Here is a 15,285-nt window from a genome sequence, read left to right as displayed (position 1 = left end):
GCTAAATCCGTCTATTATACCAGAGGGGTATTTCTCAAAAAATATACTATTTTCCAAAATTACCCCCTAAAAAATAGGGGTACTTTCAGAAAAAACATATAATTTTGCGCCATCAACCGATAAAAAACAGACCATTTATGTCTAAAATGAGATTTTTTGCATTACAAGAGCTTTCCAACCGGAAACCTTTGGAAGTTACTGCTCCTTCCAACAAACTCTCTGATTATTATGGTAGCCACGTGTTCGACCGCAAGAAGATGCAGGAGTATCTTCCTAAGGAAGCCTATAAGGCTGTGACCGATGCCATCGAAAAGGGTACCCCTATCAGCCGCGAAGTGGCAGACCTGGTTGCCAACGGTATGAAAAGCTGGGCCAAGTCACTCAACGTCACTCATTACACACACTGGTTCCAACCTCTGACAGACGGAACAGCCGAAAAGCATGACGGCTTTATCGAGTTTGGTGAAGACGGCGGAGTTATCGAACGCTTCTCCGGGAAATTACTTATCCAGCAAGAACCGGACGCTTCTTCTTTTCCCAACGGTGGTATCCGCAATACTTTCGAGGCACGCGGTTATACGGCATGGGATGTCTCTTCACCGGCATTCGTAGTAGATACGACTCTTTGTATCCCTACCATCTTTATTTCTTATACGGGCGAAGCACTGGACTACAAGACTCCGTTGTTGAAGGCACTTGCTGCCGTAGATAAAGCGGCTACGGAGGTATGCCAGTTGTTCGACAAGAACGTGACGCGCGTCTATACAAACTTGGGATGGGAACAGGAGTATTTTCTTGTCGACTCTTCCTTATATAATGCACGCCCCGACCTCTGTCTGACCGGACGGACATTGATGGGACATTCTTCTGCCAAAGACCAGCAGTTGGAAGACCACTATTTCGGTTCTATCCCGCCGCGCGTCACTGCATTTATGAAAGAACTCGAAATAGAATGTCATAAACTGGGGATTCCCGCCAAGACCCGTCATAACGAAGTAGCACCCAACCAGTTCGAGCTGGCTCCTATCTTCGAGAACTGTAATCTGGCAAACGACCATAATCAGCTCGTCATGGACTTGATGAAACGCATTGCCCGCAAGCATCACTTCAACGTACTTCTGCACGAGAAACCTTACAGCGGCGTGAACGGCTCCGGCAAGCACAACAACTGGTCTCTTTGCACCGACACAGGCGTCAACCTGTTTGCACCGGGCAAGAATCCGAAAGGAAATATGCTGTTCCTTACTTTCCTGGTCAATGTACTGATGATGGTTTATAAAAACCAGAATCTGCTGCGTGCCTCCATTATGAGTGCCAGCAACAGCCACCGTCTGGGAGCCAATGAAGCTCCACCCGCCATCCTCTCCTGCTTCCTGGGTTCACAACTTTCGGCAACCCTTGACGAAATTGTCCGCCAGGTGGGAAACGAAAAGATGACACCGGAAGAAAAGACTACATTGAAACTGGGCATCGGACGTATCCCCGAAATCCTGCTCGATACGACCGACCGTAACCGTACTTCTCCTTTCGCCTTCACCGGAAACCGTTTTGAATTCCGTGCCGCAGGTTCTTCTTCCAACTGTGCCGCTGCCATGATTGCTATCAATGCTGCCATGGCAAACCAGTTGAACGAATTCCGTGCATCAGTGGAAAAACTAATGGAGGAAGGAGTAGGCAAAGATGAAGCTATCTTCCGATTGCTGAAAGAAACAATCATCGCTTCCGAACCTATCCGTTTTGAAGGCGACGGTTATTCCGAAGAATGGAAGCAGGAAGCTGCCCGCCGTGGACTGACTAATATCTGCCACGTCCCGGAAGCCCTGATGCACTATGTTGACAATCAATCCAAAGCCGTACTCATCGGCGAACGTATTTTCAACGAGACGGAATTGAACAGCCGCCTGGAAGTGGAACTGGAGAAATACACCATGAAGGTTCAGATTGAAGGCCGTGTATTGGGCGACCTCGCCATCAACCACATTGTACCGACTGCCGTTGCCTATCAGAATCGGTTGCTTGAAAACCTCCGCGGAATGAAGGAAATCTTCTCTGCCGAAGAATACGAAGTGCTGAGTGCCGACCGCAAAGAACTGATCCGGGAAATCTCTCACCGGGTGACTTCAATCAAAGTATTGGTTCGCGAAATGACCGAAGCACGAAAGGTAGCCAACCACTTGGAGAACTATAAGGAAAAAGCGTTTGCATACGAAGAAAAAGTACGCCCGTACCTCGATCAAATCCGCGACCATATTGACCACTTGGAAATGGAAGTGGACGACGAAATATGGCCGTTACCTAAATACAGGGAACTGCTGTTTACCAAATAAAACGCCAGGAAGATTGCACGAAAGCTCCCACTTTTGTGCAATCTTTTTATAGATTTGTGCATTTTCTCATTTTTTATTTTTACTTTTGTGCTGTATAACACAGTTTTGTAGCACCCATGGTAAAAATGAACATGTCAGACATCGATATTTCGGAACCACTATCCGATATGATAGCTCCTTTGAATAATGAACAAAAGGAGTTTCTGATGAATAATTATACGATACAGACCTACAAAAAGAATGAAACCATCTATTGTGAAGGCGAAACACCATCTCATCTGATGTGCCTTATCAGTGGCAAAGTCAAAATCTTTAAAGATGGCGTAGGGGGTAGAAGTCAGATTATCCGCATGATTAAGCCACGCGAATACTTTGCCTATCGTGCCTATTTTGCCAAACAGGATTTTGTAACTGCCGCCGCTGCTTTCGAGCCTTCTGTTGTCTGTCTTATACCAATGAGTGCCATTACTACTTTAGTTGCCCAAAATAATGACTTGGCAATGTTCTTTATCCGCCAGCTTTCTATCGACCTTGGCATCTCCGATGAACGCACTGTCAATCTGACTCAAAAACATATCCGCGGACGTCTCGCAGAATCCTTGATTTTCCTGAAAGAAAGTTATGGACTAGAAGAAGACGGTTCAACCCTGAGTATTTACCTGTCACGCGAAGATTTGGCAAATCTTTCGAATATGACTACTTCGAACGCTATCCGCACGCTGTCCCAGTTTGCTACGGAGAGGCTGATTACTATCGATGGAAGAAAGATAAAAATCATCGAAGAAGAGAAATTGAAGAAAATAAGCAAGATTGGATAACATACCGCTTATCGCAATCCGACTCTAAATAGTGAGCATATATATAGAAAATATCATTGCAGACATAAAACGGGGTAACAAAAACGCTTTCAAAAAGCTATTTGATGACTACTACCCTATTCTTTGTGTTTTCTCCTCCCACTATATTGAGGACAAAGAAGTCTGCAAAGATATCGCACAAGATGCATTACTAGCATATTGGGAACGAAAAGAAGATTTCAATGACATCCCGAAAGTAAAAAGTTTCCTTTATACCGTCACCAGAAATAAATGTCTGAATCATCTCAAACATGAACAATTAGAAATTCCTGTTTTCTCCGGACAAGAAGAGTTTGATAACGGTTTCGAAGCAGCCATAATTGAGCAGGAAACATTCCGCATAGTTCGCAAAGCGGTAGAAGAATTGCCTACTCAAATGCGGAATATCATCTTATACTCTATGAAAGGCTTAAAAAACCATGAGATTGCTAACAAATTGCAAATCTCAGAAGGGACTGTCCATACGTTAAAAAAAATAGCCTATCGCAAGCTCCGCGAAACTCTTAAGGGCATAAATTATACCTTATTACTCTTTTTATGTAAATAAAGTGACTTTTTGATTACCCCGTTTTTTCGATTGGATTGTTTTATATACAAACAAATCCTAAAAACGATGAATTCATTCAAAGAAAACTTTAGAATTGCAAAAACCCTTGCTTCTCTATTCACTCATTCATCTATCCCGGAGGAAGAAAAAGCCTACCATGAATGGATTAATGAAAATCCGGAGCATCAAAAGCTAGCCAAACGAATATTGAATGAGGAAACGTATGAAAGAAACACACAGTTAATTAAAAGTTTCTCTTCGCAAAAAGCATGGGACAGAATCTACCCGCTACTAGGAGGAGAAAAATCATCCGGTTTCCTTTCATGGAAAAAAAGTCTGAAATATGCGGCTCTTATCCTGCTGCTGATAATACCGGTTTCCTACCTTTTATATAATTGGGTATCCGGAGAACCAATCGGCGAAATCACTCCGGGAACCCATGGTGGAGAATTGACTTTAAGTAATGGAACCACTTTCAATCTTTTTGATAATATTCTACCGGAAGGTGCAACTGAAGTATTCATCATTGACTCCAAAGGGATTAATTATCAGACTCCTGCCAACAATCCCAAAATGAAGGATATCAAAAATACGCTTCGTACATTGCATGGAATGGAATGTCACATTGTCCTTTCGGATGGAACAAAAGTACATTTGAATGCAGAATCCCAACTGACTTACCCGATTTGTTTCAACGATAATGAACGTATCGTACAGGTTGAGGGTGAAGCTTATTTCGATGTTGCTCCAGATAAAACACATCCGTTTATCGTGCAAACACCGCATACTTCTATTCAGGTGACAGGAACTTCTTTCAACGTAAGGGCTTATGCGGATGAAGAAGTAGAAAGTACAACATTGGTCAGTGGAGCTGTAAAAATTAACAGTGAAAATGACGTATTTGAATTAATCCCCAACCAGCACTACACTTATAATAAAAGTACTAACACAAATATTGTCACTAATGTAAACACAGACCTGTATACATCCTGGAAGTCCGGTTCATTCATCTTTTTAAATATTCCTCTTGAGAATGTAATGTCATATCTTTCTAAATGGTATGGATTCCAATATTCATTCGAAGATGAAACTGCCAAACAAGTACGAATCGGGGCTTACCTTAATCGTTACGAAAACATGAACCCGATTATCGACATGATAAAAGGATTAAACTTGGTAAATATCAAGCAACGAGAAGGCATCTTACATATTTCCTATAAACAATAATAATATACATATATAACTAACGCATTATGAAAAGACGAACGCAATTCCTATCACGGGAGATATCTCATGTAAGCAGAAACTTTGTGAAACTCTGCTTTTTATGGATACTCTCCCTTTCTTCACTTATGATTCAAGCGCAAGACAACCAAAGAATCTCTATCGACTTAAAAGGAGAAACTTTGGAATCAGCACTTTGGTATCTACAAAATCGTACAAAATTTATCTTTATGTATGCCACGGAAGATATTGCTAATGTAACTGATATCACTGTTAAGGCTAAAGATAAAACTATTACTGAAATTCTAGATGAATGTCTGGAAGGTACAAATTTGACTTATGAAATTTCCGGTAGTGCAATCGTAATAAAGAAAAGGCAAAATCAAAAAGTAACCATCAGCGGTTGGATTCGCGACACCAGTGGTGAAGCATTACCTGGGGCCACTGTTACAATCCGGGGATCTAAACATGGGGCCATCGCCGGACTAGACGGACATTATACTTTCAATATTCCGGCACAGGAGGGATTGATCCTTACTTTTTCTTTTATCGGAATGGAAAAGAAAACGGTAAAATATACGGGTAAGAAAACAATCAATGTCACCTTGAGTGGTTCCAGTACAGAAATTGATGAAGTTGTAGTGACCGGATATCAAAATATTCAACGTCGCGACCTCGTAGGTTCTATAACTACGATCAAAGCGAAAGATATTATAATGCCTTCTTATACTACTATTGACCAGATGTTGCAAGGACGTGTAGCAGGTATGGTTGTCACTAATTCAAGTAGCCGTGTAGGTACTGCTCCTAAAATTCAGATTCGAGGAACCAGTACGCTGCAAGGAAATCGTGATCCATTGTGGGTAGTAGACGGCATTATCCAAGAAGATTTCCAAGTAACACTAGATAACGGTGAACTGATGACCAAAAACTTAAAGGATATCATCGGTAATCAAATTTCATGGCTAAATCCTGCCGACATCGAAAACATCACAATTTTGAAAGATGCTTCCGCCACTGCTATCTATGGTTCGAAAGCATCTAATGGGGTAATCGAAATCACAACTAAAAAAAATACTACTGACAGACTGACAGTGAACTACTCTACCAATTTCAACATCGGACAACGTCCCAATTATGGAATGTTCAATTTTATGAACTCTCAAGAACGTATCCGTTTTTCACAAGAGGCATTCGATGCCGGCATCTCTTACATAACAATGCCCTACAAAGATCCTAACACTTATGAAGGTCTGTTACGTATGTTACAGGAACACGATATTTCAGACATCGAATACAGAGCACTTTATAACGCCATGGAAACCCGCAATACAGACTGGTTCAAACGTCTGACACGCCGCTCGTTCAGCCATACTCACAATATTAGCGTTTCTGGTGGAACAAATAAGTTCAGCTATTCGGCATCTATGGGGTATAACAACAGCGAAGGTCAAGAAATAGGGAATGATAACGAACGTATGACCGGACGCATCGCCCTCATGTTACGTCCAATAGAAAAACTAACTATCAGCCTGACATTAAACGGTAGTGTTTCTACCACCAACGGTTTCTTCGATAATGTCAATCCTATGAGTTACGCCACTAGCACGAACCGTGCCATTGATCCAGACGCTTACTATATGCAAGAGAACGGATACCACTATAAAACAGGTAATAAAGAAACTCTTTCATATAATTTCATCAATGAACGAGATAACAGTGGCTCGAAAGCGCGTTCAAATTTTATGTCCGCCTCTTTAGATGTAAACTGGCATATCCTCGACTGGTTAACCTATCAATTTACCGGAGGTTATTCAAACAATAATAGTACCAATGAAAGCTGGGCTACTGAACGTACATACTACATAGCCAACGAGTATCGTGGATACGATTTTAATTCCGTAACTCCAACCAGCCCTGAATTTAAGGCCGCACAACTTCCATTCGGAGGTAAATTGTATACAAATGATAATAATCAGTACTCTTACAATATTCAGAACAAATTACAATTCAGCAAGGCATTCAACGCTGACAACCGATTAAATGCATTATTAGGTATGGAGCTCCGTTCCTCTACAGCCAAAGGGACCGCCAATACCGTCTGGGGATATGTCCCGGACAGAGGCGAACGCATCGTAGCACCTACCATACCAAGCGAAGTAGTATCACCGGAAGGAAGTCCTACAGGCTGGGGAATATTAAAAGAAATCTATAACAGAGGTTGGCAAAGAACAAACAACACCAACAACTTCCTTTCGTTTTTTGCCACTTTCGCATATTCATTCAAAAACCGCTATGTAGTGAATGCCAATGTGCGAAATGATGCTTCCAATGTATTCGGACAGGATATCAATCACCGTATCGACCCGACTTATTCATTCGGTTTCTCCTGGAGGGCATCAGAAGAAGCTTTCTTCCAAAAGTATCTGTCATGGATCACTACACTTAATTTCAGAGGAACATTCGGTATTCAAGGGAATGCTTTGACACGCGAAAGTCCCGAACTAATCTTAAATCAACAGGGAGTACAACCCGGATACAACCGCTACTACTCTACTATCAGCCAGATCCCCAACCCATACCTTTCATGGGAACGTACCAAGAACTGGAACTTTGGTGTGGATCTAGAACTATTCCGCATGTTTTACATGAACCTAGAATATTACACCCGACGTTCCAATGCAGTAATCGGTGTTGATTTGCCATTCGAATACGGAATTGACCAGATGAAACGTAACGGTGGAATTATTTACAATAGAGGTATTGAATATACATTATCATTCACACCTATTCAGAAACGTGATTTCGCCTTGAATGTTAACCTGAATGCCTCTAAAAACTGGAATAAAGGCGGAGAAACTAAGATTGACAGAAACACAACAATGTACCTGAATGGAAACGGCACCCAAATCTTAAAAGAGGGGTATCCGTTAAGTGCATTCTGGTCATACTCCTTTGCAGGTCTTGACGGAAGTAATGGTAAACCGACATTCAACTACGTTGAAGTTCCGGAAGAAGAAAAAAGTAAAGACATCGATCCGACCACTTACCTTGTATATTCCGGAGAAAAAGAGCCGTTCTTCACCGGAGGTCTCGGTTTAAGTTTCCGCTACAAGTCTTTGTCATTGAACACTAGCTTCTCCCTTTTATTAGGTAGCCATAAACGTTTGCCGTCACCTTACAATGATTTCCGAGGGGATCATAATATGATGCCCGATCCGACTAAGAATATAAACCGGGATTTACTGAATCGTTGGCAAAAACCAGGGGACGAAGCTCACACAAATATCCCCGGACTACCGACATGGCCGTTAGGAATAGCCTGGACTTTGCCTAACACAGATAACGGAGAATCTGCCATTCCAATGTGGGAAAAATCAGATGCTATGGTAGTTAATGCTTCATTCCTGCGTTGCCGCAACATCGGACTATCCTGGCAAATGAAAAAAGAATGGTGCGACAAGATACATGCCAAAAACCTGTCTGTCAATTTCAATATGGACAACATATTTGTAATAGCCAGTAAACGCTTTAACGGCTTCGACCCGGAATTAGAGAACAGCATCATGCCACGCTCTTTCTCATTGGGACTTAATATCGGATTTTAAACAATAAACAAAGAGAGATATGAAACTTAAATATTTAATTTATACAATAACACTTACCAGTCTCACCGCTTGTGGAGATTTTTTAGAGCCCAAGTCACAGAGTCAATACATCCCCAAAGACGCTAACGCATTACAAGAGATGCTTATTGGAGAAGCTTATCCCCGACAGCAGGACACTAGATTTCTCAACTATCTGGAAATACTCGCAGATGATATCGAGCAGAATCAGGTGGAAGGCTACGGATTCACTGAAAATGACCAGGCAAAGATGGAAGTTTTTGAAATTCTGTATAGTTGGCAACCCAATATGTTCGAAATACGGGAGAAATTAGGATACCAAACGGTCAATACATGGGAAAACCTCTATGAATATATTTTAGGAGCTAATGCCGCACTTGACTATATTGACGAAGTGTCTGGTACAGAATCCGAAAAAAATTATATTAAAGCACAAGCCTACGCTTTAAGGGCTTTCTATTATTACATGCTGGTCAATCAGTATGGACTTCCTTATAATTATAACAAAGAATCGCTGGGAGTTCCTCTCAAACTGGATAGTAAAATGAGGGATGAAGGCAATATATTGATAAAACGGAACACGGTAGAAGAAGTATACCTGCAGATTGTTGCCGATATCAACGAAGCAGAACGCTTATTTCTAACTCTCTCTACCACACAGCAATATGAACCGAACTACCTCGTCAGCCTACCTATGGTGCAATTATTAAAGTCACGTGTAGCACTATATATGGAAAATTGGGCAGAAGCGAAAACGTATGCAGAGAAAGTTATCAAAGACTGGAATTTTTCATTACGTGACCTGAATACAATTCCTGCACCGGAAGCAGGTATGAAAGAACCTTATTATACATTCAATACCTATGATTCACCGGAAGTTATTTGGAGTTATGGAACCATAAGAGATCTAACAGGCGAATACGAAGGTTATATCGAAAAAAAAGACAATAATTCCGATGGAGAAGAGAACAGAAGAATGTTTAAAGCTGCAGACGAGTTGCTCAAGAGCTTCCAAGAGGGGGATTTACGCAAAGATCGTTACATCACCAGAGAGGTACAGTACAACGAAATGGTACCGGAAAACAGTACTTTTTATAATACTTATCTTCCTTATGGCAAATACAAAACACTCCGTTCTGTTCCCACTTCAGGAAGTAGTGATTATTTTGCCCTCTCTTTCCGAATAGCAGAAGCTTATCTGAACTATGCAGAAGCTGCTGCCATGAACAAGTCTGAAGGAGACGCCATAACTGCAATGAACACATTACTGGAAAAACGATACGTTGAAGGAAACGCACCTTCCTTTTCGGGATTAAGTGGAGAAGTTCTCATCACTAAAATACGTGAAGAACGTAGAAAAGAACTTTGTTATGAAGGCCAACGTTGGTTCGACTTACGTCGCTACGGTATGCTTCCCATACAACATAAATGGGAAGGAAAAGTGTATACACTGACAAAGAATGATCTTTCGTATGTATTACCTATACCTCAAGAAGTTATACAAAAGAACTTATTACTAGAACAAAACTCATTCGGACCGCAACGAACCGGAGTTCCCGTCATAGACTAAAATATAAATAACAAGAAACAATGATTACCAATTTTAAACAACAGAGAATTATGAAGCCAATATATAATGTATGGATATTACTATTCTGTCTCACATTCTCTTCCTGTTATGATGAAGATATAATCGAGCCGACACCAGACCCGCTAGCACTTGCCGGAGGGTTCGAATTTCCTCAAGGAGACAGCCCGTGGGACAATGATGCTATGGAAATCTATAAGAATTTCGGAGTCAAACTGATATATAAAAATATAACAGAAAAAGATCTCAATAAAAACTGGACCAATGGTGGACTCGGCAATTCATCAAAAATATTCGAAAATTGTCTCAATGACGAGATGGGTGCATTTTATATCACTTTTATGAAAAACCATGTATTTCCTTACCTCAACCGAGAGGTGACTGATAGAGTCTTTCCTATGTATTGGTATTTTGTATACAATTATTCTTCGTATTCATCCATGGTACCTGGAATGCTGGAATTTTACGTAGCATTACTCGACCATGATGAAAATCAAACCGATTGTTGGATAACTTGCTTTTGGGGAGATGTAGCTCATTGTAGTAACATTGTGTACGGTACAATGATTCCCAATGAGCCACTTACAGAATGGAAAAGCCCTATTGCTGGAAATAAGGACAGCTATACTATACGTCGTTTTAAAGTCATTGACGAAGTCATACGTACAGCTATCACAAGAGGGAATATTATCATACCAGAAGAAGAGTTTGATGCTGGATTCGACCATTCAACTCCACTTGTCACAACCGAATATAGTGAGAGTAAAGCTGATGCTAATTACTATCTTAAAAGAGGTTATCCCGGTAATGTAAATTCACACTCAGCAAATTATACATCTCCCCGTTCTACCAATCCTCCAACAGCCAAAGAAACATTTATCGGTTACCTGCAAATAGCCATGCGATTTACAAAAGAGGAACGAGAAACAATGTGGCCTTCAGCAACTTATCCATTTTTAAGCACTAAGTTTGATTTTGTAACAAACTATCTAAAAAAATATAATATTGATTTGGAAGCTATTGCTCAAGGGCCGGAAGATTGGGATATCAAACCTTATCCAGAACTACCGGAAACAGATGAAGGAGATGACAATGATGATCCTTGGGCAGGCTGGGATTGGTGAGATTATTGGTAAAACTCTCTAACATTAAGATAATCATCTTAAAGAATAGACCAAATAATAACAAGATATCTTACAATATCTTATAAACAAGAAATCATGAAATTAATAAAAAGACTTTCATTTATATTATTATTCTTATGGAGCACTACTCCTTTATGGAGCGACGACGGGTTACTGTTCAAAGGAAAGTTGAGACTACTCAAGCCAACCACTTTACAAGTTAAGGACTTGAACGGAAAACTCGTTTTAAGTTGTCCCATTAGCCAGAATGGAGTATTCGAAACTGAAAAGAAAAACATTTTACCTGATGTATATACACTATATATTGGGAATACAGAGCAAAACATATACCTCGAAAATACTCCTGTAAACATTCATGGTTTTTTCGATGAAAAGAATCCTGAACAAAGCTCTCTTTCATTCACCGGCATCGATCCGTTTCTGACCTTGCAAACCTATATGCCCACAGAAAGAGATCCGGATATAGCAACGATTTCTACTTCTGTCAAAGAAAAACTCACTCCCAGTATGGCAGCTGCATTAGCCTATCTGGCAGATATAAATGATTACCAATCCAACAAAATGCTATTAGACATGATACCAGAGCAAGACAGAAAATCGTTATCTGCCAAATGGTTGGTAAACAGAGTAGAGGTCCTATCCCACCAAATTATCAGTGCAGAATGTCCCGACTTTACTTTCATAGATGCCAACGGAAAAAATGTAAGTCTGAAAGACTTCCGTGGAAAAATTGTCGTACTAGATTTCTGTGCTTCATGGTGCGGTCCCTGTCGCAAAGAAATGCGCAGTATGCTGACCATATACAATGAACTGAAAGCTGACGATCTGGAATTCATCAGTGTCTCGCTGGATGACAGCGAAGCTAAATGGAGAAAAATGCTGGACGAAGAAAAACTTCCGTGGGTGATGCTGTGGGATAAGACAGGCTTCCCTAAAAACAGTAAAACTCCAAGTGCTATTCAGAATGCCTATGGCTTCTACTCTATCCCCTTCCTTGTAGTCATTGACAAAGAAGGCAAACTTGCAGCACGAAATGTTCGAGGTGAACAAGTGCGCGAAGCCATATTAAAAATTAGAAAATAAATAAACTATATAAATTATAACTCATCCAACAATGAAGAAACTTATATTTTCTATTGTATGCTGTTTTGTCAGCATTACAGCATCGGCCCAGTTAATCAAACAAAAGGTTGAAATGCAAAAGAAACAATCCGAACTGGACTGGTTTAACTGCTCTTTCGACCAGGACAGTGTGTACGGAGCCGAAGTAAACAAAGCATATGATTACCTGAAAGCCAACAAAAAGAAAGCTAAAAAAAGACCAGTTGTTGCATTGATTGGAACTGGAATGGACGTAGAACACGAGGACTTGAAACATGCTATCTGGATCAACCCGAAAGAAAAACAGAACCAGAAAGACGATGATAAGAACGGATTTGTTGACGACATCAATGGATGGAACTTCATCGGCGGCAAAGACGGACAGGTTATGGAAGCTCTGACACGCGAAGGAGAACGTGAATTCTTCCGCCTCAAGGATAAATACGCTGATTATGTCTTTGATGGAAAGAAATATTATAAAATCGTTAACGGAAGACGTCAGGAGGTTCCCGCACCGGGAAATATGGAGGAATACAATTACTATCGTTTTAAGGTTATGCCGGAATCCAGAATTGGAGGTACATATGGCGGCTTGCAACTTTCTTATGTTATAGAAGAATATGTTGAAAAGTTCGACAAGGACATGAAAAAACGTTTTCCGGGAAAAGAACTAACCGTTGAGGATTTCCAAAGTTGTTATGATCCCAAAGCAGAAAGAGACAGTCTTTCTGAAGTCGCCTTTGTGTTTACAGCCTACTACTTCAGTCTCTATAATACAGACAAATGGGAACCCGTATATCAGAATATGGGGAAGAAAAGCGTAGAGACAGCTAAAGCAGCCTATGCAGATGCCTTAAAGAAATATGGTACAGACAACCGTAAAGAAATTGTAGGTGACAATCCTATGGATATTAATGACACGCATTACGGTAATAACGTACTGTTAACATCAGATGCAGCAACCGGTGTAATGAAAGCAGGTGTCATTGCAGCTAAACGTGACAACGGTGTTGGAAGTAACGGTATAGCTGATAATGCGGAAATCATGACCTTGCGCATTCATCCGGGAGAAGGAGAACCTTACCTGAAAGATATGGCACTAGCCATCCGCTATGCAGTAAACCATGGAGCAGATGTAATCTTACTGCCGGAACAAAACTCTTTATATCCAGAAGAACAGAAACAATGGGTAACAGATGCACTGAAAGAAGCAGAAAAGAAAGGAGCATTAGTTATTGTTCCTGTATGGGATCTATCAGTAGACATGGATAAAAGCGAATTTTTCCCAAACCGGAAGATGAGCAAAGATGGTGAGCTTACCAATTTCATGGTGGTTGCTTCATCTGACAAGAAAGGTAATCCTGTATTGAATACGAATTACGGCGCAACGGCTCTTGATATTTATGCTCCGGGAACGGATATCTATTCTTCCTATATGGGCGATACTTACCAGAAAGGAACTGGCGAAGGAATGGCTTCAGCTACCGTAGCCGGCGTAGCTGCCCTTGTGAAATCTTATTTCCCAAAACTGACCGGTTCTCAAATCCGTGATATATTATTGAAAAGCGTCACCTCACGCAAGGGAGTAGAAGTAGAAAAAGGAATACGCGTGAACAATAGTCCTTCACAAGATTTGTTCCTTTTTGATGATCTATGTATTTCCGGAGGTATCGTAAATGCTTATCAGGCAATTTTGGAAGCAGAAAAAGTCAGTAAATAAAGATTAGCCTATGAAGTATACTCGTTTAACTGGAACCGTCATCGCCTTTTGCATGGCGGTCCCTTTATTCGCCCAACAATATAAAGCAACCATACCCTATCGGATGGTAGGCGAAAAAATGATTGTCGAAATGAAAGTAAACGGCACTGGACGCACTTTCATCTTTGATACCGGAGGACGCACTGCTCTCACGACTAAAGCTTGCCAAACATTACAAATAGTGGCAACAGACTCGATGAAGGTGACAGATGTGAACAACGTGGAAAGTTATTACAAAACTGCACGAATAGAAAACCTGACAACTCCCGATAATGTTATCAACTTTAAACATGCCCCATCACTGATCATCGACGAGGTAAAAGGTTGGGAATGTTTTGGAGTAGACGGTATCATCGGCAGCGATTTATTTGCAAATACCATTGTCAATATTGATTCGCAGACAAAAAATATCATAGTCACCTCTGCAGAAAAACCTTCTACGGTATCTTTACGGAAAATGTTGAATTTCACGAAAGAAGGTGGTATGCCAATTGTCAATGTGCAGATAGCTCCGGTCAGCAACATTACTGTATTATTTGATACAGGTAGTCCCAGCCTACTATCCCTCATTGAAAGTGATTTTGAGAAAATAAAACAGGAGGCATCCTTAGAAGTCGTTTCCGAAGGATATGGAGAAGGAAGCATCGGAGTAGCCGGACAAGCGGATAAAGCTTCTTCTCATAGAGTATATATCCCCCTGTTGTCAGTAGGAGCCACCAAATTTCGTAACTTGACGACCAGTACGAACAAACATCCTTATACGTTACTAGGTGTCAAATTGCTGGAATACGGTAAAGTTACCATCGACTATCCACGAGGAAGATTCTATTTTGAAGCTTTCCAACCGGATAATAAGATCAACAATCAATGTAATAACTTCGATTTGACGGTCAAAGACGGAGACTTATATGTATCTACCGTCTGGAGCAGCACGAAGGGGGAGATAGAAGTAGGGGACAAAGTAATTAAGATTAATGGCAAACCTACTAAAAAATATGACTTCTGCGAAAGTATTCTGAACGGAATACCGGAATTGAAAGAGAAAAAACAGACGAAGCTAACAATACAGACAGCTTCCGGAGTAAAAGATATTATCTATAAAAAAGAATGA

Annotated in this window: 10 protein-coding genes; all 10 read left to right on the top strand. The window is 40.7% G+C overall.

Annotation, left to right across the window (positions count from 1 at the left end; translation table 11 throughout):
* Nucleotides 1-137: 137 nt before the first annotated feature.
* A complete protein-coding gene (locus ACGHVY_RS01870; protein ID WP_390596784.1) occupies nucleotides 138-2,327 on the top strand; it encodes a glutamine synthetase III in 2,190 nt (729 codons plus the stop codon).
* Nucleotides 2,328-2,443: 116 nt separating this feature from the next.
* Entirely contained in the window at nucleotides 2,444-3,145 is a 702-nt protein-coding gene (locus ACGHVY_RS01865; protein ID WP_073347808.1) for a Crp/Fnr family transcriptional regulator, read from the top strand.
* Nucleotides 3,146-3,176: 31 nt separating this feature from the next.
* Entirely contained in the window at nucleotides 3,177-3,731 is a 555-nt protein-coding gene (locus ACGHVY_RS01860; protein ID WP_390596783.1) for an RNA polymerase sigma factor, read from the top strand.
* Between the two features lie 66 nt (nucleotides 3,732-3,797).
* Nucleotides 3,798-4,958, top strand: coding sequence for a FecR family protein (locus ACGHVY_RS01855; RefSeq protein ID WP_390596781.1), 1,161 nt, complete (start codon nucleotides 3,798-3,800; stop codon nucleotides 4,956-4,958).
* A gap of 26 nt (nucleotides 4,959-4,984) precedes the next feature.
* Nucleotides 4,985-8,563 (top strand): SusC/RagA family TonB-linked outer membrane protein, encoded by a 3,579-nt coding sequence (locus ACGHVY_RS01850; RefSeq protein ID WP_390596780.1) that lies wholly within the window; start codon nucleotides 4,985-4,987, stop codon nucleotides 8,561-8,563.
* A 19-nt stretch (nucleotides 8,564-8,582) separates the two neighbouring features.
* Complete coding sequence (locus tag ACGHVY_RS01845) at nucleotides 8,583-10,151, top strand: RagB/SusD family nutrient uptake outer membrane protein (protein ID WP_390596778.1); 1,569 nt, start codon at nucleotides 8,583-8,585, stop codon at nucleotides 10,149-10,151.
* A 50-nt stretch (nucleotides 10,152-10,201) separates the two neighbouring features.
* Nucleotides 10,202-11,293 (top strand): hypothetical protein, encoded by a 1,092-nt coding sequence (locus ACGHVY_RS01840; protein WP_390596776.1) that lies wholly within the window; start codon nucleotides 10,202-10,204, stop codon nucleotides 11,291-11,293.
* Between the two features lie 96 nt (nucleotides 11,294-11,389).
* Entirely contained in the window at nucleotides 11,390-12,397 is a 1,008-nt protein-coding gene (locus ACGHVY_RS01835) for a peroxiredoxin family protein (protein WP_390596774.1), read from the top strand.
* A gap of 31 nt (nucleotides 12,398-12,428) precedes the next feature.
* Nucleotides 12,429-14,135: a S8 family serine peptidase gene (locus tag ACGHVY_RS01830; protein WP_390596773.1), complete on the top strand. Its 1,707-nt coding sequence runs from the start codon at nucleotides 12,429-12,431 to the stop codon at nucleotides 14,133-14,135.
* A 10-nt stretch (nucleotides 14,136-14,145) separates the two neighbouring features.
* Nucleotides 14,146-15,285 carry a hypothetical protein gene (locus tag ACGHVY_RS01825; protein WP_390596771.1) on the top strand — a complete coding sequence of 380 codons (1,140 nt, stop codon included), beginning with the start codon at nucleotides 14,146-14,148 and terminating at the stop codon, nucleotides 15,283-15,285.

Origin of the sequence: Bacteroides sp. f07 (genome assembly GCF_042854785.1) — a bacterium.
Classification (GTDB): Bacteria; Bacteroidota; Bacteroidia; order Bacteroidales; family Bacteroidaceae; genus Bacteroides.
The sequence above is the reverse complement of the archived record's forward strand: the minus strand, read 5'-3'. Positions and strand labels throughout refer to the sequence as shown.